This window comes from Haemophilus sp. CCUG 60358, assembly GCF_001679485.1.
In the GTDB taxonomy this organism is placed as follows: domain Bacteria; phylum Pseudomonadota; class Gammaproteobacteria; order Enterobacterales; family Pasteurellaceae; genus Haemophilus_D.
Genome location: NZ_LZOZ01000012.1, coordinates 45,467 through 70,214, shown reverse-complemented (window position 1 = coordinate 70,214; position 24,748 = coordinate 45,467). Strand labels below are relative to the sequence as shown.

General features: G+C 40.0%; 25 protein-coding genes and 2 pseudogenes. 9 read left to right on the top strand and 18 right to left on the bottom strand.

What is annotated here, in order from left to right:
- Positions 1-39: 39 nt before the first annotated feature.
- The 9 genes and pseudogenes from A9500_RS10475 to A9500_RS04710 form a co-directional block, all read right to left on the bottom strand.
- Positions 40-150: pseudogene (locus tag A9500_RS10475) on the bottom strand (IS3 family transposase); the annotation flags it as partial.
- A gap of 166 nt (positions 151-316) precedes the next feature.
- Entirely contained in the window at positions 317-1,183 is an 867-nt protein-coding gene (gene hslO, locus A9500_RS04745) for an Hsp33 family molecular chaperone HslO (protein WP_065244085.1), read from the bottom strand.
- Between the two features lie 198 nt (positions 1,184-1,381).
- Positions 1,382-2,461, bottom strand: a complete 1,080-nt coding sequence (locus A9500_RS04740) for a porin (RefSeq protein ID WP_065244084.1) — start codon at positions 2,459-2,461, stop codon at positions 1,382-1,384.
- Between the two features lie 171 nt (positions 2,462-2,632).
- A complete protein-coding gene (gene rfaC / locus A9500_RS04735; RefSeq protein WP_065244083.1) occupies positions 2,633-3,586 on the bottom strand; it encodes a lipopolysaccharide heptosyltransferase RfaC in 954 nt (317 codons plus the stop codon).
- A complete protein-coding gene (locus A9500_RS04730) occupies positions 3,583-4,488 on the bottom strand; it encodes a DMT family transporter (RefSeq protein ID WP_065244082.1) in 906 nt (301 codons plus the stop codon). The genes rfaC and A9500_RS04730 overlap by 4 nt, the downstream gene beginning before the upstream one ends.
- A gap of 28 nt (positions 4,489-4,516) precedes the next feature.
- Positions 4,517-5,101: a YcxB family protein gene (locus tag A9500_RS04725; protein ID WP_054420218.1), complete on the bottom strand. Its 585-nt coding sequence runs from the start codon at positions 5,099-5,101 to the stop codon at positions 4,517-4,519.
- Between the two features lies 1 nt (position 5,102).
- The gene (waaF, locus tag A9500_RS04720; RefSeq protein ID WP_065244081.1) at positions 5,103-6,161 is read right to left on the bottom strand and encodes a lipopolysaccharide heptosyltransferase II; all 1,059 of its coding nucleotides are present in this window, start codon (positions 6,159-6,161) and stop codon (positions 5,103-5,105) included.
- Between the two features lie 98 nt (positions 6,162-6,259).
- Positions 6,260-7,183 carry an ADP-glyceromanno-heptose 6-epimerase gene (rfaD, locus tag A9500_RS04715; RefSeq protein ID WP_065244080.1) on the bottom strand — a complete coding sequence of 308 codons (924 nt, stop codon included), beginning with the start codon at positions 7,181-7,183 and terminating at the stop codon, positions 6,260-6,262.
- Between the two features lie 52 nt (positions 7,184-7,235).
- Positions 7,236-7,739, bottom strand: coding sequence for a protein disulfide oxidoreductase (locus A9500_RS04710; RefSeq protein WP_049384628.1), 504 nt, complete (start codon positions 7,737-7,739; stop codon positions 7,236-7,238).
- 110 nt (positions 7,740-7,849) lie between these two features.
- Between A9500_RS04710 and deoC the strand changes: the two genes are divergently transcribed.
- Positions 7,850-8,524, top strand: coding sequence for a deoxyribose-phosphate aldolase (gene deoC / locus A9500_RS04705; RefSeq protein ID WP_065244079.1), 675 nt, complete (start codon positions 7,850-7,852; stop codon positions 8,522-8,524).
- Positions 8,525-8,590: 66 nt separating this feature from the next.
- Here the strand turns inward: deoC and proS are convergent, their stop codons facing one another.
- The 6 genes from proS to truD form a co-directional block, all read right to left on the bottom strand.
- Positions 8,591-10,306 carry a proline--tRNA ligase gene (gene proS, locus A9500_RS04700; protein WP_065244078.1) on the bottom strand — a complete coding sequence of 572 codons (1,716 nt, stop codon included), beginning with the start codon at positions 10,304-10,306 and terminating at the stop codon, positions 8,591-8,593.
- A 94-nt stretch (positions 10,307-10,400) separates the two neighbouring features.
- Positions 10,401-11,618 carry a murein hydrolase activator NlpD gene (gene nlpD / locus A9500_RS04695; protein ID WP_065244077.1) on the bottom strand — a complete coding sequence of 406 codons (1,218 nt, stop codon included), beginning with the start codon at positions 11,616-11,618 and terminating at the stop codon, positions 10,401-10,403.
- A gap of 23 nt (positions 11,619-11,641) precedes the next feature.
- On the bottom strand, positions 11,642-11,830 hold the full coding sequence (locus A9500_RS04690; RefSeq protein WP_014064606.1) for a hypothetical protein: 189 nt from the start codon (positions 11,828-11,830) through the stop codon (positions 11,642-11,644).
- A 16-nt stretch (positions 11,831-11,846) separates the two neighbouring features.
- Positions 11,847-12,422 carry a YqaA family protein gene (locus A9500_RS04685; RefSeq protein ID WP_014064605.1) on the bottom strand — a complete coding sequence of 192 codons (576 nt, stop codon included), beginning with the start codon at positions 12,420-12,422 and terminating at the stop codon, positions 11,847-11,849.
- A 52-nt stretch (positions 12,423-12,474) separates the two neighbouring features.
- Positions 12,475-13,215, bottom strand: a complete 741-nt coding sequence (gene surE / locus A9500_RS04680; RefSeq protein WP_065244076.1) for a 5'/3'-nucleotidase SurE — start codon at positions 13,213-13,215, stop codon at positions 12,475-12,477.
- Positions 13,215-14,237: a tRNA pseudouridine(13) synthase TruD gene (truD, locus tag A9500_RS04675; protein WP_065244075.1), complete on the bottom strand. Its 1,023-nt coding sequence runs from the start codon at positions 14,235-14,237 to the stop codon at positions 13,215-13,217. The genes surE and truD overlap by 1 nt, the downstream gene beginning before the upstream one ends.
- Before the next feature lie 206 nt (positions 14,238-14,443).
- On the opposite strand from truD, the gene rraB reads away from it, so the two are divergent.
- From rraB to slyD, 3 genes are read left to right on the top strand one after another with little or no spacing between them, the layout of a single operon-like run.
- The gene (rraB, locus tag A9500_RS04670) at positions 14,444-14,872 is read left to right on the top strand and encodes a ribonuclease E inhibitor RraB (RefSeq protein ID WP_049363970.1); all 429 of its coding nucleotides are present in this window, start codon (positions 14,444-14,446) and stop codon (positions 14,870-14,872) included.
- 57 nt (positions 14,873-14,929) lie between these two features.
- Positions 14,930-15,640 carry an SIMPL domain-containing protein gene (locus A9500_RS04665; protein ID WP_065244074.1) on the top strand — a complete coding sequence of 237 codons (711 nt, stop codon included), beginning with the start codon at positions 14,930-14,932 and terminating at the stop codon, positions 15,638-15,640.
- A 44-nt stretch (positions 15,641-15,684) separates the two neighbouring features.
- Positions 15,685-16,329, top strand: a complete 645-nt coding sequence (slyD, locus tag A9500_RS04660; RefSeq protein ID WP_065244073.1) for a peptidylprolyl isomerase — start codon at positions 15,685-15,687, stop codon at positions 16,327-16,329.
- A gap of 78 nt (positions 16,330-16,407) precedes the next feature.
- Here the strand turns inward: slyD and hslU are convergent, their stop codons facing one another.
- Together hslU and hslV are read right to left on the bottom strand one after the other, a co-directional pair.
- Complete coding sequence (gene hslU, locus A9500_RS04655) at positions 16,408-17,742, bottom strand: HslU--HslV peptidase ATPase subunit (RefSeq protein ID WP_049369891.1); 1,335 nt, start codon at positions 17,740-17,742, stop codon at positions 16,408-16,410.
- Between the two features lie 9 nt (positions 17,743-17,751).
- The gene (gene hslV / locus A9500_RS04650; protein WP_005695137.1) at positions 17,752-18,282 is read right to left on the bottom strand and encodes an ATP-dependent protease subunit HslV; all 531 of its coding nucleotides are present in this window, start codon (positions 18,280-18,282) and stop codon (positions 17,752-17,754) included.
- Between the two features lie 220 nt (positions 18,283-18,502).
- Between hslV and aphA the strand changes: the two genes are divergently transcribed.
- The 3 genes and pseudogenes from aphA (at position 18,503) to A9500_RS04635 (ending at position 21,577) form a co-directional block, all read left to right on the top strand.
- Entirely contained in the window at positions 18,503-19,210 is a 708-nt protein-coding gene (gene aphA / locus A9500_RS04645; protein ID WP_014064597.1) for an acid phosphatase AphA, read from the top strand.
- A 116-nt stretch (positions 19,211-19,326) separates the two neighbouring features.
- Positions 19,327-20,937, top strand: coding sequence for a DNA recombination protein RmuC (gene rmuC, locus A9500_RS04640; RefSeq protein ID WP_065244072.1), 1,611 nt, complete (start codon positions 19,327-19,329; stop codon positions 20,935-20,937).
- Between the two features lie 82 nt (positions 20,938-21,019).
- Positions 21,020-21,577, top strand: a pseudogene (locus A9500_RS04635) (TIGR00645 family protein).
- Positions 21,578-21,615: 38 nt separating this feature from the next.
- On the opposite strand, the gene hslR reads toward A9500_RS04635, so the two are convergent.
- The gene (hslR, locus tag A9500_RS04630) at positions 21,616-22,011 is read right to left on the bottom strand and encodes a ribosome-associated heat shock protein Hsp15 (RefSeq protein ID WP_049364707.1); all 396 of its coding nucleotides are present in this window, start codon (positions 22,009-22,011) and stop codon (positions 21,616-21,618) included.
- A gap of 64 nt (positions 22,012-22,075) precedes the next feature.
- Between hslR and nudE the strand changes: the two genes are divergently transcribed.
- On the top strand, positions 22,076-22,624 hold the full coding sequence (gene nudE, locus A9500_RS04625; RefSeq protein ID WP_049364706.1) for an ADP compounds hydrolase NudE: 549 nt from the start codon (positions 22,076-22,078) through the stop codon (positions 22,622-22,624).
- Positions 22,625-22,739: 115 nt separating this feature from the next.
- Positions 22,740-24,740 carry an OPT family oligopeptide transporter gene (locus A9500_RS04620; protein WP_080970223.1) on the top strand — a complete coding sequence of 667 codons (2,001 nt, stop codon included), beginning with the start codon at positions 22,740-22,742 and terminating at the stop codon, positions 24,738-24,740.
- The last annotated feature ends 8 nt before the right edge of the window (positions 24,741-24,748 follow it).

The window sequence follows — 24,748 nt, the reverse complement described above, 5'->3', positions numbered from 1 at the left end:
AACCTAAACAAAATGATCTAACCCCAAAAAGTTAGACTGTTATTTAAAGGACTGCTTTCGATATTGTATCGGACTCAGTCCTTTTAATTTTAATTGGATTCGTTCTTCATTATAGTACCGGACATAATCATTGATAACCTTTTCAAGTTCATCAATGCCAGTAAACGATTTTCCGTGAAAGCAAGATTTTCGTGATGTTCGAAATAGAAATTCACGACTTGTTGTTTGAAAAGTTGATTATATTTAGTCATAAAAAATCTGCACCTTAATCAGTTANNTAACTGATTAAGGTGCAGATCATGAACGGGGATTTTTCTTATTGTGCTTGTTTGAGTTTATTGATGGCTTCTTTATTGAAGAAGTAATGCGTGCCACAACATTCACACTGCATATCAATACTGCCTTTATGCTCGTCTAAGATTTCATCAATTTCAGTTTCTGGAATTAGCAATAATGCTGCACCAGAACGTTCAGGTGAGCAACCGCAGAAGAAAGAAACAGTTTGCGGTTCAAAAACTTCCACTACTTCTTCATGATATAAACGATAAAGCAATTCTTCTGCGGGCAATCCAAATAACTCCTCATCTTTTACGGTTGATGCCAATGTGGTTAAATGCTCAAAATCCTCTGGCGTACCTTGACCATCTGGCATGATTTGCAACAGCATCCCTGCTGCAACTGGTTTACCTTCATATTCACCTGTGCGAATAATAAGTTGGGTTTGTAATTGCTCTGAACGAACAAAATAGTCTTCTAAACATTCCGTAATCGTTGGTTTATCTAAACCGATAACACCTTGATAACGCTCGCCTTCAGTCGGAGCAATCGTAATCACTAACACGCCTTTTCCGATCATATCATGCAAGCTCATGCCATCTTGAATATCACCTTGCACACGAGCTAATGCGCGAATTTGTTGCTGATCATTGCCGTTTACCAAAGCTAATTTTAATGGGCCATCACCTTGAATTTGAACAGTAATATTACCGTTAAATTTTAATGTTGCAGTCAATAAATTAGTCGCCACCATCATCTCACCCAATAAGTTTTGTACTGCTTTTGGATAATGATGAGTATTCAACGTATCAGTAAAAGTTTGGTTTAATCGCACCCATTCACCACGCAAGGCACGGTTTTGGAAAAGGTAGCGGTAAAGTTGGTCATTGTCTTGAGTGTAATTCATTATTTGTTCCTATTTATTCTTCGAATGAAAAGTGCGGTCAATTTTGTGAATAAATCTTAAACGTTCAAAAAAGATGTCATTTTGTTACCGCACTTTGCGCCTGAGCAGTATTATGGGGGTGAAAATCAAAATTACAAGCCAAAAAGAAAAGCGGATAGCTTTCACTATCCGCTCGCTTTATAAAATTAAACTGATGAATTACCAGTATGCACGTAAACCGATAACAGTTTTGAAATCACGGCTACGATCTACCGCACTATTTTCGTATTTAGTACGAGTTGCTTGCCATTCTAAGAATGGTTTCACTTTTAAAGAACCTTGATTGTATACATAGTATTCAGTACCCACCATGAATTGACGAGTTCTGTCTGTATCACCAAATTGTTTATCTGTTTTATATGCGTACATTGCATATACATTCCAATCTTCGTTTAAACCTTGACGAACAACTGCACGCACTTCATTTTTAGTACGCTTGTCACCTTGGTTTTTAGTTACTTGACGCTCTAAATCGACACCATAAGTCGTGTGAACGAAGTTATAGGCTAAACCTAATCCATAAGCATTACGGTAGTATGATGTATTGTTAGCATTTTCAGAAATTTCACGAGTAAAACCTGCTGCTACGGTCACATTTTGAATGCTATCAATTGCATGGTTAAAGATAAGACCTGTACCCCAAGCATTTTTACGTTTATTTGTTAAATCAAGGTTTTTCATGCTACGTTTGCTTGAACCACCATAGTACGCACCAAATTTAACTTTGTTATCACCATAGTTACCGTTGTACACATATTGAGTTACACGACGTGCAGAACCATCTAATAAGCCATCAGACAAGCTGTAAGTATTTGCTAAGTCAGTTTGTTTTACTTCATCAGTAATAGTTACCATATTACCGTAAGTCAACTCACCGAATTGTTTGTGGCCAAAACCAGCATAAAGTTGGTGAGTGTAAACATGGTCAAAATCATGTTGTGAAGGTGCTTCACCACGCATACGCCATTCAGCACGTCCTAAAGCGTAGAAATCGCCACCTAAGCTTTGTTTTAATTTGAAACCAAAACGCGAACCGTTGTTATCAACTGCGTGGTTGATGTGCTCTTTCGTTACATCACCGTTTACATAGTTAGTTTTGTTAGAGGTGCTTTCCCATTTAACACGTAAAGAACCGTAAAAATCAACATCTGTACCAGTTTGGTCAATGTGGAAGTTATAAGCTTGTGCAGAACCTGCTGCTAATGCAACTACAGATAAAGCAAGAAGTGTTTTTTTCATAACGCTTTCCTTATGATTTAATGAAGTTAATAAAAAATTGAACTTTTTTCAGTTTATACACCAGAACCAGAACCAGAATGTGTCAATCTTAAATTTTCCCAACTATCAGAAAATAGGCAATTTTTTGACTAAAATCAATCCAGATAAATATATTTTTGATTATTTTATCGCCTATTTAATTAATAAATTTAGCATTGAAAACACTTGATCTGACTTAATATTTTCCATTGAACTGGCCGTTAAATAATGTTGATTTTTACCATAACTGCCAATTAAGGTCGGATCAGTTGCGCCATAAAGCGTAATATTGGGTTTGTCCAGTGCGGCCGTTAAATGAGCAAGCCCTGTGTCTACCGATACCACGGCTTTCGCATTAGCTATTTGGTAAGCCAATTCATTTAATGAAAGTTTAGGCAAAACGACCACATGAGATAAATCTACTGCTAATCGCTCTGCTCTCGCCTTTTCTTTTTCATTTCCCCAAGGTAAACGAACTTGAACAGAAAGTGCGGTCAGTTTTTCAATTAAATTTCGCCATTCATGTTCTGGCCAATGCTTTTCATCTCTTGTCGTAGAATGAAAAAAGATCACGTAAGGTTCGATAGAATCTGCGGAAATAAAATGACGCGCAATATCGTAATCCCCTTTCTCTTTCGGTAATGGATAAGATAATGCTTGTGCAAAAAGTTGACGAATACGTTCTACCGCATGTTGTTGATAGGAAATAGCGTATTTTTTATCGTAAAACAAGGAAGCTATAGGCTCGCGGATACTTTTACGGTCATAGCCATGTTTAACGCCATTGGCTAAGCGTGTCGCAAAAAAAGCGCTCTTAAAAAGCCCTTGCGCGTCAATCACGGCATCATATTGATTGGCTTGTAATAAAGTGCGGTAAGATTTCCATTCGTTTTTTGTTTGAGCTGAAAAAGGCGATTTTCGCCAACGTCTTAAAGCAATTGGAATGATTTGATTCACTGCAGAATGCCAACGTGGGATTTCGGCAAAATTCTCTTCCACCACCCAATCAATAGAGAGATTAGGAATAGCACGCTGTGCATCAGTCAATGCCGGCAAAGTATGAATCACATCGCCCATAGAGGAAGTCTTAATCACACATACTTTCATTTAATTAACCTTCTTCCCCAGTGCATAATCCCAAGCCCTGATACGGCTAAAATGCCTCCAATAATTAAGGAGGAATCCACTTGTTCATTCAACCAAACGGCTGAAAATAAAATGCCTAAAATAGGCACAAGAATAATATAAGCCGAGGCATTGCCTGCCCCTAAGTGTTTCACACCATCAAAATACCATGCATAGGCTAATACCGTTGCACCAAATGCAAGACCAAGTAAACTTATCCACTCACCTTGTGATAAATTCAGTACTGTCAGCCAATTGTCCGAGCTTTCCACGCATAGGGCACATATAAATAACAATAAAAAACCAAAAATGGAAGATAATGTGGTTGCGGTGAGAGAATCAATGCCCGCAAGTACTTTTCTCGCCAATAAGGTGTAAACGACCCAACAAATTAGCGCACCAATTAATAATATTTGCCCCAAACCAAAGGAATCCATCATTTGTAAAAAATTCCCTTTTGTGAGAGCCAATAATGTTCCGCTCATGGCAATAACCATTCCAAGTATTACCCAGCGATTCCATTTTTCTTTAAATAAAAAAATCGCCAAAAGCGTGGTAAATACAGGGTTTGTTGCCACAATAACAGCTGCTTGTCCCGCTGGAAGATATTTCAGCCCCCAGATAAAAAATGTGGAATAAGCGAAAACACCGAAAAAGGCGGTCACAAACAACCCCATCCACTGATTAGCGTTTAGTTGTTTAGCATATTTGAAGCGATTCGCCGCATATAGCCAAATAATGAGTGGAATAATGGCGAAAAAAAAGCGCAGGCTTGAAGCAACAAATGTCGGCATAGCTTGGGCAACTACTCGTCCCCAAGGCCAAGAGGCGCCCCATAAAATCACCATTCCAATTAATTGTAAATGTATGCGGAGAGGGTTCATATCATTAACATATCCTGTTAGACCTTTTCTATTTACTTAAAGGCTCTGCTTGGTAAGCTTTTATTTTTTCTCGTAAAGCGGCTTCAAATGCTTCTCGATGAGCATCATCTTGAAAGGCTGAATGAGGAATATCTAAAAACAATCCAGAACCAACTCGAATTACTAAATAGCCATATTTATTTTCAATATGATGAATATAATGATAACTATATAATGTTTGGCAGAGATCTATTTTAATATATAAGCCATCTTCTTGAATTCGTATGGTTTGACTTCCTTTCTCCATTTTGGAGCCTATTTGGTTTTTAATCATACACATATTCAAATAAGGTCGTATTATAAGAGCATAGAAAAAAGAAAATATTGAAATAGCAGACAATATATATCCCGCATAATAGGCCAAAATATTCTCATAATAATCATAAAGAACTTCAGCCCAATTTCTCATAAAAAATGCAATAAAAAGACTTGGTATCAAGCAAAATAAATATAATAAAAAATCGCCAAGCCGCATCATTTTACGAAATTTATTATGCTTATAAATTTCACGACTGATTTTACGGGCTGCTTTAGCTTCATTTTTATCTAATACGGGTTGATATGTCACTTCCATTTTATATTCTCTCTTTCTTAAATCTTAAAAGTGCGGTCAATTTTTCTACCACTTTTTCTGGTGTAATATCAATCAAACTTTGGTGATACCCTTCCGAGCTATCTGTGCTTTTACGCACTTTAATTAAATCGCCTTCAATTAAACGAATAATCACCGCTTTATCCGATAATGGTGGCGTATAAGTTGGGCTCGTTGGGCCATAAAGCGCTACCAATGGACGATCTGTCGCAGCGGCAATATGCATTAAGCCACTGTCATTACTCACCACTGCAGTACAATTAGCAATTAAATCTACCGCTTGATTCAGGTTTGTTTGTCCCGCTAAATTTAAACAAAATGATTGTAGCTCGGCGGGCAATGCATTGCGAATTTGCTCTCCTGCTTCCACATCTTTTGGTGAACCAAATAATTCTACCGCATAGCCTTTTTCAATTAGCATTTCAGCCAATTTAGCATAATGATAATGCGGCCAACGTTTAGCTGGACCAAATTCTGCTCCAGGACAAAAACCGATAATCGGACGCTCGCCTAAAAGTGCGGTCTGTTTTTCAAAGTTTTTTAAGGTTTCCGCCTGTTGAGTTGAGTCAACGGTTAAATAAGGTTTTAGAACAGGAATATCAGCCGCTTTCGGTACCGCATTTTGCTCAAAAGCTAACGCTACATAACGTTGCACCATCATGGGGTAATCACGTTTGTTATTGCGTAAATCGTTAAGCAAGAAATAACGGCTTTCTCCTTTCCAGCCACGACGTACCGCAATTTTTGCAAAAGCGGGAATGAAGGCGGACTTCAAGGAGTTTGGTAATACGATTGCCATATCATATTGATTGCGCAATGCCTTACCTAAACGATAACGTTCACACAAGGCAAATTTGCCGTGTCCAAGTGGCATTTCAATAGCATGACGCACTTCTGGCATACGGGCTAAAAGCGGTTTACACCAATTGGGCGCCATCACATCAATTTGGCAATTTGGATATTGCTGTTTGAGTTGTTGATACAAACTGTGCGACATCATCATATCGCCGACCCAAGACGGGCCGATAATTAAAATATTCATGTTTGACCTTATAACAAAAGTGCGGCTAAAAATAAGACCAATTTTAACCGCACTTTATTCATTTTCTAGTATTGAACGACATTATTTGTTCAATATTTTTATTTATTTAACCACGCCATGTACTCAGCCACACCTTCTGCTACAGTTTTAAATGGTTTGTCGTAGCCAGTTGCGCGGAGTTTAGTTAAATCCGCCTGCGTATATTCTTGATAGCGAGATTTCAAATGCTCTGGGAATGGAATGGTTTCCACTGCGCCTTTGCCGTGGAATTTAATTACCGCTTTCGCCACTTCTGCGAAAGACTCTGCATTGCCGGTACCACAGTTGAAGATACCCGAAATGCCATTTTGCCAGCACCAAATGTTGACTTGTGCCACATCGCCTACATAAACGAAATCACGGCGGAAGTGTTCACTGCCTGCAAATAATTTTGGATTTTCGCCTTTCAGGATTTGGTTATTTAAGTGGAATGCCACACTCGCCATTGAGCCTTTGTGGCCTTCACGTGGACCATACACATTGAAATAACGGAAACCACATACCGGTGATTGCGCTTCAGGTAAAATCGCACGCACATATTGGTCGAATAAGAATTTAGAATAACCGTATACATTCAATGGGCCTTCAAATTCACGCTCTTCACGGAATTCAGTTTTGTCGCCATAAGTTGCCGCACTTGATGCATACAAGAACGGAATTTGACGATCTAAGCAGTAATGCAATAACTCTTTTGAATATTCGTAGTTATTATGCATAATGTATTTGCCGTCCCATTCAGTGGTCGCTGAGCAAGCCCCTTCATGGAATACTGCATCGATATCACCTAAATCATCGCCTGCAATAATGGATGCAATGAAGTCTTCTTTATCACAGTAATCTGCGATATCAAGATCCACTAAGTTAATGAATTTAGTCCCGTCTTTTAAGTTATCCACCACTAAAATATCTTTGCGTCCCATATCGTTTAATGCTTTAACGATATTACTGCCGATAAAACCGGCACCACCTGTTACGATAATCATAATTCTGTCCTCTTTAAAATAAGTCTGTGTATTGTAATAGATTTTGTACCGCTTAGCCAAAAAACTCTGTGAAAAACAACCGCACTTTTAAGCCCCAGTAACTTGTCCAGCCCGTTGTGGCCAAATCCATTTTTCCTTTATTTAAAATAATAATGGTCGGTGTCACATTTACCTGCCATTGATCCGCAATCTTGCCTTGAGGATCATTCACCGTTGTAAACTGATAGTGATGCGTTTGTAAATAATCCTCCACGTCCTTATTTGTCCCCGAACGCAGAGCAACAGAGACTACTGGATAGCCTTCTTCTGAAAGTGAATTAATCGCTGGAGAAGTATAACGACAATAACCACACCAACTTCCCCAGAAATAAATGATTGTCGGCTTAGCTTGATCTAATTGGGGTAAAAAGAAGGCATTCCCCTGTAAATCATAAAGTGCCGTCGCATTGATTTCAGGTGGAATATTGGGTTTACGAATAAAATCGAGAATACTGCTTACAATAATCAACGTCAGCAGGAGCGAAATCGCATTTTTTAATAATGTTTTAAGTTTCACAATAAAATTTCATGATCTAGGATAAATGGATTGTAATCGATCAGAAAAGTGCGGTCAAAATTACAGATATTTTGCTATGATAACCACATCATTTAATAAGGAGAAAAAATATGGATAGTAAACAATTAGCACAATATATTGATCACACAGCCCTTACTGCTGAAAAAACAGAACAAGATATTCTTAAACTCTGTGATGAAGCCATTCAGTACGGCTTTTATTCAGTCTGCATTAATTCAGGTTATATTCCTTTAGCCAAAGAAAAACTCGCTGGCTCAGATGTAAAAATTTGTACGGTAGTCGGTTTTCCACTCGGTGCCAACTTATCCTCAGTCAAAGCGTTTGAAACCCAAGAAGCCATCAAAGCGGGTGCGGGTGAGATCGATATGGTGATTAATGTTGGCTTAATTAAATCCAATAAATGGGATGCCGTAAAAGATGACATTCAAGCTGTATTAACCGCTTGTCATGGTGTACCGCTTAAAGTGATTTTAGAAACGTGCTTACTCACCAAAGAAGAAATCGTAAAAGCCTGTGAAATCTGTAAAGCATTAGGTGTAGCATTCGTTAAAACCTCAACGGGTTTCAATAAAGGCGGCGCAACCGTAGAAGATGTGGCATTAATGAAGAAAACGGTAGGCAACATTGGCGTGAAAGCCTCTGGCGGTATTCGTGATACTCAAACCGCACTAGCGATGATTAAAGCGGGAGCTACTCGAATTGGCGCAAGCGCAGGCATTGCGATTGTAACGGGTGTTTCTGCTAATACCTCAAGCAATTACTAATCGATAATAAAAAAGGAGATTGAAGTGTATGCTTCAATCTCCTTTCTTCATCATCAAAGGATCACATTAAGCTTTAATTTGTCCTTTCAAGAAATCTAACAACTGATCTTTGGCAATCATTTGTTTTTCACCGGTGCGACGATTTTTGTATTCGATTTCACCGTTTGCAAGATTTTTCTCACCAATCACCACCATATGTGGCACACCGATAAGTTCCATATCTGCAAACATCACACCTGGGCGTTCTTTACGATCATCAAAGATCACTTCTATGCCTTGTGCCTGTAAAGTGCGGTACAATTCTTCGGCATATTCTTGAACGCTTTCAGATTTATGCATATTCATTGGCACGATAGCTACGGTGAATGGCGCAATTTCATCTGTTGGCCATACAATACCGCGATCATCAAAATGTTGTTCAATCGCAGCAGCGACCACACGCGTTACACCAATACCGTAACATCCCATGGTTACGACCATTGGACGACCATCTTCACCTTGAACAGTCGCATTCATCGCTTCTGAGTATTTTTTACCTAATTGGAAAATGTGGCCTACTTCGATACCACGTTTAATCAATAAGGTACCTTTACCATCTGGGCTTGGATCACCTTCAACTACGTTACGAATATCCGCCACTTTTGGTAAAGCTACATCACGTTCCCAGTTGATATTGAAGTAATGTTTACCATCAATGTTTGCACCCGCACTGAAATCAGACACTAATGCCACTGAACGATCAATAATCACTGGAATATTGAGATTAACAGGACCTAATGAGCCCACACCTGCACCAATTTTTGCTTTAATAACAGCTTCATCCGCAAACTCAAATGGTGAAGCCACTTCCGGTAATTTTTCCGCTTTGATTTCATTTAATTCATGGTCACCACGAATGACTAATGCCACTAACGGTTGCTCTTCACTTGCCCCTTTTACAATTAAGGTTTTGACCGTTTTCTCAATTGGCAAATTAAATTGTTCCACCAACTCAGCAATCGTTTTTGCATTTGGTGTATCAATTAATTCCATGGCTTTCGTTGGCGCAGCACGTTCACCAATTGCCACAGCCTCCGCTAATTCAATATTTGCAGCGTAATCAGATTCCGTAGAGAAAATCACATCATCTTCACCGCTGTTTGCTAACACTTGGAATTCATGTGAGGCGCTACCACCGATAGAACCCGTATCCGCTTGTACTGCACGAAAATCTAAACCTAAGCGATTGAAAATATTGCTATAAGTTTGGTACATCACATCATAAGTTTGTTGCAAGCTAGCATGATCCGCATGGAAAGAATACGCATCTTTCATGATAAATTCACGTGAACGCATGACACCAAAACGAGGACGCACTTCATCACGGAATTTGGTTTGAATTTGGTATAAATTGATTGGAAGTTGTTTGTATGATGACACTTCGCGACGAACTAAATCCGTAATCACTTCTTCATGTGTTGGACCTAATACAAAGTTACGGTTTCCGCGATCCACAAAACGTAGTAATTCTGGGCCATATTGTTCCCAACGACCTGATTCTTCCCATAATTCTGCTGGTTGCACCACTGGCATTTTGATTTCAAGTGCACCACTTTTATCCATTTCTTCACGAATGATTTTTTCTACTTTACGAAGCACACGCCAGCCTGTTGGCATCCAGTTATAAAGACCGGAAGCAAGAGGACGAATCATCCCCGCACGAAGCATTAATTGATGGCTCACAATGGCCGCTTCAGCCGGGGTTTCTTTTAGTGTTGAGAATAAATATTGACTTGTACGCATTAAATTAACCTTAGATTCTAAGCATTGAGAAAAAATTGGTGAGAGTATAACAAAAAGTGCGGTCATTTTTAACCGCACTTTTTCTGAGAAAAGATTATCTTCTCGGTAAGTATCTAACTGGATCCACAGATTTACCTTTATAACGGATCTCAAAGTGAAGTTTCACAGCATTGGTCCCTGTGCTACCCATTTTCGCAATCTCTTGGCCAGCTTTCACTTCTTGTTGATCGCTCACAAGGATCTTGTCGTTGTGCGCATAAGCACTTAAGAAATCATCGTTATGTTTGATGATGATTAAGTTACCGTAGCCACGTAATGCGTTACCCGCATACACAACACGACCATTCGCAGCAGCTTTAACTGCTTGGCCGCGTGAACCACTGATATCAACCCCTTTGTTACCACCATCGGTATTAGAGAAACCTTGGATCACGTTACCTTGGGTTGGCCATTGCCATGCAATATTCGACGCAACTGGTGCCACAACATTTGCATTAACTGGTGTATTGTTTGTAGTTTCTACTTGTGTTGTCGTCGTTGCTGGTGTGCTAGGCGTATTGTTTGTGAAGACTGGTTTTGAAGGTTCACCGTTACCCACACCTGATTTAATAGGGCCAATTACTGTACCATCAGAACCAATTTGTGTGCCATTTGCACCTGGTGTATAAATCACTTCTGGCTCAGCAGGTGCCGCTGGTGCGGTAGTTTTCACTGGAACTGTTGTGGTGATTGTTTTGGTTGAACAATTTGAAATTTTTAATGTTTGACCCACACTTAAGCTGTAAGGCTCTTTCATATTGTTCATGCTCGCTAAATCTTTTACGTCCATACCCGTCAAGTAAGCGATTAAGAACATGGTATCGCCTTTGTTTACTTTATAGGTGTTTCCTTTGTATGAACCTTTTTGAATTTGGCTGTAATCTGGTGCATTGGTATTTGGATTACGTGGCACGTTGATTGCACCTGAGCTGGTACAATCAGAAACTGTTTTAGTTACCGTCTTAGTTTGCGGCTGAACCGGTGCAGGAGCGGGCTGTGGTTGAGTTGCTGCTGGCTGTTGTACCGGTTGGTAAGTTGGTTGGAAACTTGGTTGTGGGGTTTGAGTTCCCGTTGGCACGCTGCTGCCCATTGTACTTGGCATGGTATTTTGTTGGATTTCTGGCTGCCATGTACCGCTAGAGTTATTATCGACAGGTTGCATTACACCTGGAGAAAGTGTGCCATCCACATTTTCGATTGGTGCAGGGCTATTTGAACTACAAGCCGTTAAAATAGCGATACTCACAGGGAGCAATAAAAACGATTTTTTCATTTATTCTTCCTTTAAAATTAAATTTATTTCATTTGATTTGGCATTGAATTCTTTTCAATTTCCGGCATAAAGCTACCACCGGCAACAGCTCCCGTTCCTTCTACTGGTTGCATAATACCATCTGGCAATGCGTCGGGATCTTGTTTTTTCGGCTCTCCCGTACAAGCTGAAACCAGCAATGCACTCGAGATAATAAAGAGTAATTTATTCATAAAAAAGGTCATCCTGTTATTTTAAAATAATATAAATAATCACAGCTAAAGCAACGACACTCCAACCAATGACTTCAATGGATTTACGTAATTTCGCGGCGAATTTTTCTCCGCCCCATGCGGCGAGTTTCGCCACTAAAATAAAACGAGCAAAACGCGACACAAACGCGGTAATCACAAAGGGGATAAACGCCATTTGCATTACACCGGCGCAAATGGTGAAAACTTTATAAGGAATTGGGCTAAAACCAGCGACAAAGACCACTAAAACGCCCCATTCTTTAAACCACGCCATAGCTTGTTCCCAAGCGGCTTGGTAACCCCATTGTTGAATATAACCTTGAACCCAATCAAAGGCATAATAGCCGATAGCATAACCAATCATCCCCCCCACTACAGAAGCGACCGCCGTATAAAGCGCAAAACGAAACGCACTTTTCGGCTTTGACATTGACATTGGAATCAACATCACATCGGGTGGAATTGGAAAGAAAATGGCCTCAATAAAACTCACAAAGGATAACCAAAACACGGCAAAGCGATGTTTTGACCATTGCATCGTTTTATCGTACATTGCACCAAAAATATTCATTCACTTATCCTTTATGGGTTCAACAGGAGAAAATTCGTTTCAAAACGGCACATTATTCACTTTCCAGCCAAGCTTGTAAAGCAGCAATTGACTGATGAGCCGTAAGATCCGCTTGAATTGGCGTAATGGCGACATAACCATTTTTTACCGCATGGAAATCTGTACCTTCACCATCATATTCTGGCAAGCCTGATGGTCCAATCCAATAAATATTTTCGCCTCGAGGATCTTCTTGTTTAATTACTTCAGCTGCAGATGTGCGATAGCCTAAATGACACACCTTAATGCCTTTGAGTTCTTCGTAAGGTAAATCTGGTACATTGATATTGATCACTTCGCGTTTATTCAATAATTGAGGATGTAATTTGGGAATCAAATCACACACCACGCGAGCCGCTGTTTCATAATGCAGACGACCATCTAAAGAGACGGCAATGGCCGGCAATCCCAAATGGCGACCTTCTAATGCAGCGGCCAAAGTACCGGAATAAATCGTATCATCCCCCATATTACAACCCGCATTAATGCCTGATACCACAAGATCCACTTGGCCAGATAAAAAACCATTTAAGGCCAAATGCACACAATCTGCAGGGGTGCCATTCACGCAGTAATCACCGCAATCTAAATGACGAGGGCGAAGAGGCTCAACAAGCGTTAATGAGCTTGATGCTGCGCTGCGATTCCGATCCGGCGCGACGATCACCACATCGGCAATTTTTCGTAATTCTTTTGCTAAAACTTGAATCCCTTCGGCGTGAAAACCGTCATCATTGCTGACTAAAATTCGCATTATTCTTCTTCCTTAATATTCACTAACTCTCGCACCAATGCAGTGGCATAACTCCCTGCAGGCAAATAAAATGAGAGCTTCAATCCTTCTTCAACAAACGACCAATGGAAATCTTTTGCCTGCATTAATAAAGGGCGGCGAGCGGCTTTCATTCGTTCTTGTTTCATTAATTCTTGGAAAACCTGGTGTTCTAAAACCACTTGATTTTCGATCGCACTTGCAGATAAATTTTCTTCGCCAATTAAAGGCGCAGTCAATAAAATATCTTGCTCGTTCAAGCGTTGCTGTAAGACCGCTAAATCTTCATTTTCATCGGCCTTAAACCAACTGTGCGATCCGTTTAATTGCACAATATCGTCTCTTAGAACCTGATCTGCCACATTTTGTTCAATTCGTTCTGCCACAACTAAATTAAAAATTTCACTGCGAGCCGCTGAAAGGTAAAAACTGCGTTTTTTACGATCTTTGACCTTAATCTCCCCTTTCGCCCAACGAATCGCTTGAGTCAGATTATGACCATCACGCCCAAAACGTTGTTCGGTAAAGTAGTTAGGGAAACCATATTTCGCCACAAAATTTAAGCGTTCATTTAATTCATCACTTTCTTTTGCGCCACGCAATAAAATCTCAAAAGCATTTCCTTGAAGGCTACCAGTACGAATTTTACGATTGTGGCGAGTCACTTCTAAAATCTCGACGCCTTCTAATTGAAATTGGCTAAAATCAGGTGTTTCTTTCCCCGGCATTTGCAAACAAAACCATTGTTCCGTAATGCCATGACGATCTTTCAAACCGGCATACCCCATATTTCGCTCAGAAATGCCTGCGAACTTGGCAAGTTTTTCACCGACAAACAGTGTATTACAATCCGTTTTACGGATTTTTACCGCCACAAATTCGCCTTCGCCTGACATTTCATAGCCCAGATCTTCTTTAACAATAAAATCGGCAAACTCTTGCTTTAAAAGTGCGGTTGTTTTTGGCGGTGTTTTTAAGGTGAAATAAGGGAGATGTTTGACCATTTTTTTCGTTCTAAAATAAGAAAGCCCAACTTTTTTCGCTGCAATAAATAGCGTGATCAGCTGGGCATGTTAAGCACAATTTATTCACGCAGAATTTTAACCTTTCCGCCCCTTCAAGGCAAACTGAAATGAGAATAAATTTTTAGCGACATTTTCATCTTTATCCCCTACAATGACCGCACTTTTTCTGACAAAAGGAATGCCTTATGACGAACTTTAACGAACTTCAAGAAGAAACCCGTGAAATTATTACGGACTTATTAAATGATGGCAGCGATCCAGATGCCCTTTATATTATCGAACATCACATCGCCCATTATGATTTTGATACCTTAGAAAAAATTGCCGTGGATGCTTTCAAAGCGGGCTATGAAGTGTCAGAAGCAGAAGAATTTGAAGATGAAAATGGCAAGGTCATTTTCTGTTTTGACATCATCAGTGAAGTGGAATTAAAGCCTGAAATTATCGATGCACAACAAAAAGAAATTTTACCATTAGTCGAAAAATACAAAGGTATTTATGATGGCTGGGGCACGTATTTTGAAGATCCAAATGCGGAAGATGATGAATACGGCGATGACGGCGAATTTTTTGACGATGAAGATGTCGAAGACGACAACGAACGTTTACATTAATAATGTGGGGGAGTTAATCGCCCTTAATTTTTATCTTACCCAAATAGGAATGAAAAAATGAAACTCAAAGCACTTTCTCTTGCATTACTTGCCTTACCTATCGCTTCTTTTGCAGAAGAACCCGTACCAAATTATCCAGCTGATGTAACCTTTACTGTTGAAGCAGAAAAAGCAGTAGAACGTGATTTATTGCAAGTCTCCCTTTTTTACCAAGCGGAAGGCAATGATTTATCCGCGCTCAATAAAACCATGGCAGAAAAAATGAATAAAGCCATTGAATTAGCGAAAGCACAGAGCTCGGTCGAAATTACTGATAATTCTCGTAATACCATGGTTCGTTACGATAATAAAGGCAAACAGCAAGGTTGGATTGCGCATGCAGGATTAACCTTAGAAAGTAAAGACTCTCAAGCATTATCAACATTAGTAAATGAACTAGATGGCGTATTGGCCATTGCTCAGGTCAATGCCTCTGTTTCTCGTGAAAAATTAAGTAGTTTAGAAAATGAATTAACCAAAGAAGCTTTAGCAAAACTTAAAGATAAAGCAGTCTTAATTCAAGAATCCTTGCAGGTGAAAGGTTATCGCATACAGAACCTTGAAATTTCCTCAGTTAATGATTCAGTCGCTGATTTCCGCCCTTATGCTGCAGCCGAACTAAGCTCTAAAAGTTTATACTCGAGTGGGAAAGATGAAACTTACACTCAAAGTGGCAAAGAGAAAATTAAAGTCAGTGTGAATGCGCGAATTGCATTGCTTAAAGAATAATTTTCTATACAATGAACGACGATTTTTTTAATAAGGAAAACAATATGAAAGTAGCAAAAAATACGGTTGTGAGTATCGCTTACCAAGTACGTACTCAAGACGGTGTATTAGTTGATGAAGCACCAGCAAATCAACCATTAGAATATTTACAAGGCCACAATAACTTAATCATTGGTCTTGAAAATGCCTTAGAAGGTAAAGAAGTTGGCGACAAATTTGAAGTGCGTGTTCAACCAGAAGAAGGCTACGGCGAATACAATGAAAACATGGTTCAACGTGTACCAAAAGATGTATTCCAAGGCGTTGATGAAGTGGTGGTTGGTATGCGTTTCTTAGCAGATACAGATATCGGCCCTGTTCCTGTTGTGATCACTGAAGTGGACGGCGATGAAGTGGTGGTTGATGGTAACCACATGTTAGCGGGTCAAGAATTACACTTCACTGTTGAAGTTGTTGGTACTCGTGAAGCAACATTAGAAGAAATTGCTCACGGTCACGTGCATGGTGAACATGATCATCACCATCATCACGATGATGAAGGTGGTCACGGCTGCGGTTGTGGTGGTCACGGTCATCACCACCATGCCCATGATCACGATCATGGGCACGGCGGTTGCTGTGGCGGTGGTCATAAACACGATCATGATCACGGACACGGTCATGGCGGCTGTGGTTGCGGCGGTCACTAATCTTAATCTAGAGATAAAACTAGAGACAAAAAAAGTGCGGTTAAAAATAACCGCACTTTTTCTTTATCTAAACTTTCATTACAGAATGAATCGACTTAAATCTTCATTTTCAATCACTTCGCCTAATGCCTCAATCACATAGGCCGCATCGATATTCACGGTTTGTCCGTTCATATCGCTCGCATCAAATGAAATTTTATCCATTAAACGTTCCATAACGGTATGTAAACGTCTTGCTCCGATATTCTCTGTTTTCTCATTCACACGGAAAGCTGCTTCAGCAATTTTCTTAATCGCATCTTGTGTAAACTCAATACTCACGCCTTCTGTTGCCATGAGGGCTTTATATTGCTCTGTTAAAGACGCATTTGGCTCAGTTAGAATACGCTCAAAATCTTCTGCCGTTAATGCTGATAATTCAACACGAATCGGCAAACGACCTTGCAACTCTGGGATTAAATCTGATGGACGCGCCACTTGGAATGCACCCGATGCAATAAAGAGAATATGATCAGTTTTCACCATCCCATGTTTGGTATTAACCGTTGAACCTTCCACCAATGGTAATAAGTCACGTTGCACACCCTCACGAGAAACATCCGCACCACTGTATTCGCCTTTTTTACAGATCTTGTCAATCTCATCAATAAACACAATACCGTTTTGCTCAACTGCATCAATGGCTTTTTGTTTCAATTCTTCTGGATTGATCAATTTGGCTGCTTCATCGTCAATTAAGGTTTTTAATGCATCCTTAATTTTCATTTTGCGTTTTTTAGTTTTATCCGAACCCAGGCTTTGGAACATGGATTGCAACTGATTGGTCATTTCTTCCATACCAGGAGGTGCCATGATTTCCACCCCCATTGAAACACCCGCAGACACATCAATTTCAATTTCTTTATCGTCTAATTGACCTTCACGTAATTTTTTACGGAACGCTTGGCGAGTACTGCTGTTGGTATCGTGGTTTTCCACTTCACCCCATTGATTTTTTGGTGGTGGTAGTAATGCATCTAAAATACGATCTTCAGCCGCATCTTCTGCTTTCGCACGATTTTTCGCAATTTCTTGCTGGCGAACCAATTTCATCGCACTGTCCGTTAAATCACGAATAATGGAGTCCACTTCTTTCCCCACATAGCCCACTTCGGTGAACTTGGTCGCTTCCACTTTAATGAATGGTGCATTAGCTAATTTTGCAAGACGACGCGCAATCTCGGTTTTCCCCACACCTGTTGGACCAATCATTAAAATATTTTTAGGGGTCACTTCATGGCGAAGTGGCTCTTGCAACTGCATTCTTCTCCAACGGTTACGTAATGCGATCGCAACCGCTCTTTTCGCCTCTTTTTGGCCGATAATATGTTGATCTAATTCGGAAACAATTTCACGAGGGGTCATTTCAGACATAATTTTTCCTTATTTATTCGGTAATTCTTCGATAGTGAAATTCGTATTGGTAAACACGCAGATATCACCGGCAATTTTTAAAGACTTCTCAACAATTTCACGTGCTGATAAATCGGTATTTTCCACCAATGCACGAGCGGCCGACAACGCATAATTACCGCCTGAACCAATCGCTAAAATCTGATCGGCTTCCGGTTGCACCACATCACCAATACCGGTAATGATTAAACTTTCTTTTTCATCCGCCACAATCAGCATCGCTTCTAACTTGCGTAACGCACGATCGGTTCGCCAATCTTTGGCTAATTCCACCGCGGCTTTTAACAAATGCCCTTGATGCATTTCTAATTTACGCTCAAATAATTCAAATAAAGTGAACGCATCTGCTGTGCCGCCTGCGAAACCGGCTAGAACTTTGCCATTATATAAACGGCGTACTTTGCGGGCATTCCCCTTCATCACTGTATTGCCTAGTGAAACCTGTCCATCGCCCCCAACAACTACTTGGCCATTACGACGTACGCTTACAATTGTTGTCATTCTTTTTATCCTTCTTTTAAGAAAAGTTATTCGTTATATGCGATCGATTCCGCCAAATTCAAGGGGAAATTTTTCTTTGATGCTTTATTAGACAATCAGTTTAAAAAAATGTGACAAAGATCATAAATCAAAATAGCAAACGTTTGCCAAGATTTTACTCCAAAATATCAAAGGAATATGATTTGTTATGTTCAAAACAAACTACTCAATGAGGAAAATCATGAAAAATTTACTTAAACTTTCTGCCATTGCAATTTTAGCGGCAAGCGCAGTCTCTACTTTTGCATCAAACAAAGAACCTTACACTGAACAAGGTACAAATGCTCGTGAAATGACAGAGCAAAAACCGATTCACTGGATCTCTGTTGAGCAGTTGAAAAAAGAATTGGAAGGTAAAGCACCCATTAATGTGAGCTTCGACATTGACGATACTGTACTTTTCAGTAGCCCTTGTTTCTATCACGGCCAAGAAAAATACTCTCCAGGTAAAAATGATTACTTAAAAAATCAAGATTTCTGGAATGAAGTGAATGCAGGTTGTGACCAATATTCCATTCCAAAACAAATTGCGGTGGATTTAATTAATATGCACCAAGCACGTGGTGACCAAATTTATTTTATTACCGGTCGTACAGCGGGTGATAAAGATGGTGTGACACCAGTGCTACAAAAAGCCTTTAATATTAAAGACATGCACCCTGTAGAATTCATGGGCGGTCGCAAACTTCCAACTAAATATAACAAAACACCTGGTATTATTGAGCACAAAGTGAGTATTCACTATGGTGACAGCGATGACGATATCCTCGCAGCAAAAGAAGCTGGTATCCGTGGTATTCGTTTAATGCGTGCTGCTAACTCCACTTATCAACCAATGCCAACCCTTGGTGGCTACGGTGAAGAAGTATTGATTAACTCAAACTACTAATCTTCCTAAAAAGTGCGGTTATTTTTGACCGCACTTTTCTTATCTAATTAACAATCTTAATTTTTAAAAAGTTTCTGGGAATATGCTAAAATTTTTGCGTTTCTAGGAGCCTATTTATGTCAGAACTCACGTCTAATCAATATTTAATTATCATTGCCGTGCTGGTTTTTATCAGTATTGTGATGCTTTTTCTATTAAGCCGCAGCAAACGAGATACGCAAGAATTACAACAAGATCTCAATAAAACCATCGACGATTACAATCAATTGGCTGAGCGTTTTGATTCCTTAAGTTCGGTCAAAAATCAATTAGAACAACAAGCCGTTAAAGCGCAAACTCATGCGGAAGGCTTGCAAACTCGCCTTAATGAACGCGATGAAAAAATCCAATATTTAGAAAAAGAATTGGATGAAGAACAGCTCCGACACGATCAAATTGGCGGGCAAATCACCGCATTAAAAGAACGCTTTGGGATCGCGTCAGCACAAGCCGAAAGCTTACAAGGTCAATTACAACAAGCGCAAGAAAATGTACTTAGAAAAGAACAAGAACAGCAAAAAACGCAGGAAAAATTGACCGCACTTTCACAAGAATTAACGGAGTTGAAAACCACCCTTTCCGAAAAAGAAAAGCATTTTGCCGAACAGCAACAGCATATTGAACAATCCAAACAACAACTAGGCGTAGAATTCCAAAATCTGGCCAACCGCATTTTGGAAGAAAAAAGCCAATCCTTTAATCAAACCAATCAAACGGCATTGGAAACCTTGTTGAAGCCTTTCCGAGAACAAATCGAAGGCTTTCAAAAACGGGTCAATGAAATCCATTCGGAATCGGTGAAAGGTAATGCGGGCTTAGAAGCGGAAATTAAAAAGGTGTTGGAAATTGGCTTAAATATGTCGCAAGAGGCCAATAATTTAACTTCTGCGCTAAAAGGGGAAAAGAAAACCTTAGGCAACTGGGGAGAAGTGCAACTTGAACGCGCACTTCAACTTGCGGGACTCATTGAAAACGTGCATTACAGTGCGCAGGCCCATTTTAAAGATGAACAAGGCGGTCGAAACTATCCTGATTTTGTGCTCAATTTACCTGATGAGAAAAATATTATCATCGATAGCAAAATGTCATTGAATGCTTACGAAAGTGCGGTCAATTCTGAGGATGAATTCGAACGTGAGCGTTTACTAAGGGAGCATATTAAAGCCCTGAAAAATCACATTGATGACTTGCACCGCAAGGATTACAGCAATTTGATTGGCATGCGCAGTCCTAATTTTGTCTTGATGTTCATTGCAGTGGAACCCGCTTATATTGAAGCCTTAAAATTAGATCCAAGTCTATTTAATTATGGCTACGAGAAAAATGTGATTATGGTTTCGCACACGACCCTCATGCCAATTTTACGCACAGTGGCGAATTTATGGCGTATCGAACGAGGCAACGCCGAAGCGAAAGAAATCGCAGAAAAAGCGGGGGAAATTTACAACCAGATTTGCCTGGTGGCAGAACGTTTAAACAAACTGGGGAATACCCTTTCCACTGTGAGCAATCAATACAACAGCACCGTCACCGCCCTTGTGGGGCAACAAGGTTTAGTGGGGAAAGTGGAACGCTTTAAAGACTTGTCAGCGAAAGCTAACAAGAGCATGCCAAACGTTGAATTACTCAATAATGACGTGGACTTAACGCGCCTATCCCTTATCACTACCGAGAACGGGGTAAAATAAAGCATCCCTGTTGAATTTTTCTTTAAAAGCGGCTATTTTCTTGCCGCTTTTTTATTTAAATTTTTTATTTGTGGGGAATTTTATGGCGACAGAACAAAAAGAAATCACGGATCCATGTGCAAAATATAACGAATAAACCAGTTTTCTAAGCAAAACAATTTTTGCGAGTCGTTGGCTACAAGTGCCTATTTACTTAGGTTTAATTGTCGTACAAGGTATCTATGCCTACAAGTTTATGAAAAACTTGTGGTATCTCATCACCAATGTTAATGAAATGGATGCAGACACCATTATGCTCGCCGTCCTCAATCTCATTGATGTGGTGATGATTGCAAACTTATTGGTGATGGTGACATTAGGCGGATACGAGATTTTTGTTTCAAAACTTCGTACAAAAAACCATCCTGATCAACCTGAATGGATGAGCCATGTGAATGCGACCGTGCTGAAAGTTAAACTTTCTATGTCAATTATCAGCATTTCGTCTATTCACTTATTGCAAACCTTTGTGAATGCCTCAAAAATTCCTGAAAAAACGATTATGTGGGAAGTGATTATTCATTTTGCTTTCTTGATTTCAGCGATTGCGATGGCTTATACCGACAAAATCCTCTACAGTACAAGCCACAAAAACCATTAATACACAAAGTGCGGTCAAATTGACCGCACTTTTATTTTCTAGAACTCATCTTGGTGTTTAAATTTCAATAAATCTCGACGTTCTTTTTTGTTTGGACGACGATCAGGATGTGGCATAGACAGTGCATTATTTTTTCTTGCCCATGCCATTTCTTCGCGTTTTTTCACACTCTGTGCCGTTTCTTGGTAAAGTAATTGGGCCTCAGGGGCGCCACGGCGTTGATCACTTAAAGCAATCACTTCAATTTCTTTTTCGTCGCTACCTTGGCGAAGTTTAATCATCGCACCAACTTCGACGGTTTTACTCACTTTTGTACGTTGGCCGTTGTAATGGACTTTACCCCCTTCAATCATTGCTTTCGCAATGCTACGGGTTTTATAAAAACGCGCCGCCCAAAGCCATTTATCTAATCGTACTTCATTATTTTCAGCCATAACTCTTCCTATTTCTCTCACTTTGCGTATGATGAGCCAATAACAAGATAATAGGGCTAATATTATGAAAAAACAACTTCCACACATTCTCTCCCTTTCTACCGTGGCAAAATCCCGCTTGTTTGAAATTCAAGCCGTCGATCTCAAATTCTCTAATGGCATTGACCGCACTTACGAACGTTTCCGCCCTTTTAATCGCGATTCTGTCATGGTGATTGCAATTGATGGAGAGGATCTTCTCCTGGTTCGCGAATATGCTGTTGGAACGGAACAATATGAACTAGGTTTTGTAAAAGGTGGAATGGATACAGGAGAAACGCCCGAACAAAGTGCAAATCGTGAATTGCAGGAAGAAATTGCTTTTGGCGCAAAAAAATGGACGTTTTTACGCACCATGAAGATCAATCCACAAATCATGGGTCATAAAATGCACGTTTTACTAGGTGAAGATCTATACCCAAATCAACTGGAAGGGGATGAGCCCGAACCATTAGAAATCGTACGCTACCCTTTATCTCAACTTGATGCCCTGTTGGTGAGTGATGAATTTAATGAGGCAAGAAACTTAACCGCACTTTATATCTTACGAGATTATTTAAAAAAACGTAAATAAATCGAAGAAATTTAGATAAATTCTAATCACAAACGATTAACTTTAAATAAAACTTGAATAATTATTCTTTTTTTGAGAATGTATAGTCATTTTTCAAAAATAAATAGGAAAATTTATGTCTCATGATAATTTAAAAGAATTGACCTTCCGAGGAATGTTCCTTGGGGCGTTAATTACAGTGATCTTCACTGCATCTAACGTTTATTTAGGTCTTAAAGTGGGGATGACTTTCGCCTCCTCCATTCCAGCTGCCGTAATTTCAATGGCAATTTTAAAATTCTTCAAGGATTCCAGTATCTTAGAAAATAACATGGTACAAACCCAAGCTTCATCAGCAGGGACGTTATCTTCTGTTATTTTCGTGCTTCCAGGCCTATTAATGATGGGCTACTGGCAAGAATTCCCATTTTGGCAAACGGTGCTTATCTGTGCCTCTGGTGGTACTCTAGGCGTACTATTTACCATTCCATTACGTCGTGCAATGGTGGTAAACAGCGACTTACCTTACCCTGAAGGTGTGGCTGCGGCTGAAATCTTAAAAGCGGGTAACAATAGCGAAAGCGACAGCGGTGTAAAAGATATTGCTTACGGCGGTATTTTTGCAGGAACCGTTGCATTCTTCACCAATGCATTACGTGTCATGTCTGATAGCGCGAGCGCATGGTTCTCTAACGGTAAAGCGATTTTCCAATTACCAATGGGCTTCTCTCTTGCCTTAGTGGGAGCGGGTTACTTAATTGGTATCGTGGGCGGTCTGGCCATGTTATTCGGCACATTCCTTGCTTGGGGTGTCGCAGTACCTTATTTCACTGCAACAGGCGATATGCCAACCGATGCGTCAATCGTGAGCTATGCGATGACCGAATGGAAAACCAAAGTTCGCTTTATTGGTGTCGGGACTATCGGTATCGCAGCGATTTGGACATTATTAATCCTTCTCAAACCAATGATCGAAGGGATGATTCATTCTTTCCGTATGTTAAAAGGTTCCCAAGAGGAATCAGAACATCGTATTGATATCGACTTATCACCAAAAACCATCATTTACATTTTATTGGCGACAGTCGTGTTAATCGTGATTTCTTTATATCACTTCGTTGCCGCAGCGCCTATTTCTGCCGAGCTTGCCGTATTATTAGTGGTGGTTTGTACGCTACTTGCGGTGTTAATTGGTTTCTTCGTTGCAGCAGCATCGGGTTATATGGCTGGACTTGTGGGCTCATCTTCTAGCCCTATTTCTGGTATCGGGATTATTTCTGTTATCGTGATTTCACTTGTTTTAGTGACTATTGGTAAAAGCAGTGGTTTATTTGAAACAGCGGACGGTCAAAAATTCTTAACCGCATTGACCTTATTCACGGCATCTATCGTTTTAACCACCGCGACTATTTCAAACGATAACTTACAAGACTTAAAAACCGGTCTTCTAGTTGAAGCGACCCCTTGGAGACAACAGGTTGCATTGATTATCGGTTGTTTCGTTGGTGCATTAGTGATTGCACCGGTATTAGAAATTTTATACCACGCTTATGGTTTCACTGGCGCATTACCACGTCCAGATATGGATCCAGCACAAGCGCTTTCAGCACCACAAGCAACCCTTATGACCACCATTTCACAAGGTATTTTCACCGACCATTTAGAATGGACCTACATTTTAACTGGTGTTGGTTTAGGTATTGTATTGATCATTGTGGATGCATTCATGCGTAAAACCAGTGACAGCCGCTTTGCCTTACCAGTATTAGCGGTTGGGATTGGTATCTACCTTCCACCATCAATCAATATGCCGGTTGTGGTCGGTGCGGTAATGGCATGGTTTATCACCCGTCATATTAAAAACTATGCAAAACGCACTAACGATACTGAAGTGGAGAAAAAAGCAGAACGTTTCGGCACACTTTTCGCTGCGGGTTTAATTGTGGGTGAAAGCTTGATGGGCGTCATCTTAGCCTTCATTATTGCGGCATCTGTCACCTCAGGTGGTTCTGAAGATCCATTAGCCTTAGGATTAGAAAATTGGGATAATATTGGCGAATTACTTGGTCTTGCCGTATTTATCTTTGGTATCTTTATTTTCGTTTCTCGTGTATTACGTGCGAAGAAATCGAAATAATGGATTTA

What these genes read in the sequence shown, in the direction of transcription:
- hslO (WP_065244085.1), bottom strand. Translation starts at nt 1,183, where the DNA reads ATGAATTACACTCAAGACAATGACCAACTTTACCGCTACCTTTTCCAA.
- A9500_RS04740 (WP_065244084.1), bottom strand. Translation starts at nt 2,461, where the DNA reads ATGAAAAAAACACTTCTTGCTTTATCTGTAGTTGCATTAGCAGCAGGT.
- rfaC (WP_065244083.1), bottom strand. Translation starts at nt 3,586, where the DNA reads ATGAAAGTATGTGTGATTAAGACTTCCTCTATGGGCGATGTGATTCAT.
- A9500_RS04730 (WP_065244082.1), bottom strand. Translation starts at nt 4,488, where the DNA reads ATGAACCCTCTCCGCATACATTTACAATTAATTGGAATGGTGATTTTA.
- A9500_RS04725 (WP_054420218.1), bottom strand. Translation starts at nt 5,101, where the DNA reads ATGGAAGTGACATATCAACCCGTATTAGATAAAAATGAAGCTAAAGCA.
- waaF (WP_065244081.1), bottom strand. Translation starts at nt 6,161, where the DNA reads ATGAATATTTTAATTATCGGCCCGTCTTGGGTCGGCGATATGATGATG.
- rfaD (WP_065244080.1), bottom strand. Translation starts at nt 7,183, where the DNA reads ATGATTATCGTAACAGGTGGTGCCGGTTTTATCGGCAGTAATATCGTT.
- deoC (WP_065244079.1), top strand. Translation starts at nt 7,850, where the DNA reads ATGGATAGTAAACAATTAGCACAATATATTGATCACACAGCCCTTACT.
- proS (WP_065244078.1), bottom strand. Translation starts at nt 10,306, where the DNA reads ATGCGTACAAGTCAATATTTATTCTCAACACTAAAAGAAACCCCGGCT.
- nlpD (WP_065244077.1), bottom strand. Translation starts at nt 11,618, where the DNA reads ATGAAAAAATCGTTTTTATTGCTCCCTGTGAGTATCGCTATTTTAACG.
- A9500_RS04690 (WP_014064606.1), bottom strand. Translation starts at nt 11,830, where the DNA reads ATGAATAAATTACTCTTTATTATCTCGAGTGCATTGCTGGTTTCAGCT.
- A9500_RS04685 (WP_014064605.1), bottom strand. Translation starts at nt 12,422, where the DNA reads ATGAATATTTTTGGTGCAATGTACGATAAAACGATGCAATGGTCAAAA.
- surE (WP_065244076.1), bottom strand. Translation starts at nt 13,215, where the DNA reads ATGCGAATTTTAGTCAGCAATGATGACGGTTTTCACGCCGAAGGGATT.
- truD (WP_065244075.1), bottom strand. Translation starts at nt 14,237, where the DNA reads ATGGTCAAACATCTCCCTTATTTCACCTTAAAAACACCGCCAAAAACA.
- rraB (WP_049363970.1), top strand. Translation starts at nt 14,444, where the DNA reads ATGACGAACTTTAACGAACTTCAAGAAGAAACCCGTGAAATTATTACG.
- A9500_RS04665 (WP_065244074.1), top strand. Translation starts at nt 14,930, where the DNA reads ATGAAACTCAAAGCACTTTCTCTTGCATTACTTGCCTTACCTATCGCT.
- slyD (WP_065244073.1), top strand. Translation starts at nt 15,685, where the DNA reads ATGAAAGTAGCAAAAAATACGGTTGTGAGTATCGCTTACCAAGTACGT.
- hslU (WP_049369891.1), bottom strand. Translation starts at nt 17,742, where the DNA reads ATGTCTGAAATGACCCCTCGTGAAATTGTTTCCGAATTAGATCAACAT.
- hslV (WP_005695137.1), bottom strand. Translation starts at nt 18,282, where the DNA reads ATGACAACAATTGTAAGCGTACGTCGTAATGGCCAAGTAGTTGTTGGG.
- aphA (WP_014064597.1), top strand. Translation starts at nt 18,503, where the DNA reads ATGAAAAATTTACTTAAACTTTCTGCCATTGCAATTTTAGCGGCAAGC.
- rmuC (WP_065244072.1), top strand. Translation starts at nt 19,327, where the DNA reads ATGTCAGAACTCACGTCTAATCAATATTTAATTATCATTGCCGTGCTG.
- hslR (WP_049364707.1), bottom strand. Translation starts at nt 22,011, where the DNA reads ATGGCTGAAAATAATGAAGTACGATTAGATAAATGGCTTTGGGCGGCG.
- nudE (WP_049364706.1), top strand. Translation starts at nt 22,076, where the DNA reads ATGAAAAAACAACTTCCACACATTCTCTCCCTTTCTACCGTGGCAAAA.
- A9500_RS04620 (WP_080970223.1), top strand. Translation starts at nt 22,740, where the DNA reads ATGTCTCATGATAATTTAAAAGAATTGACCTTCCGAGGAATGTTCCTT.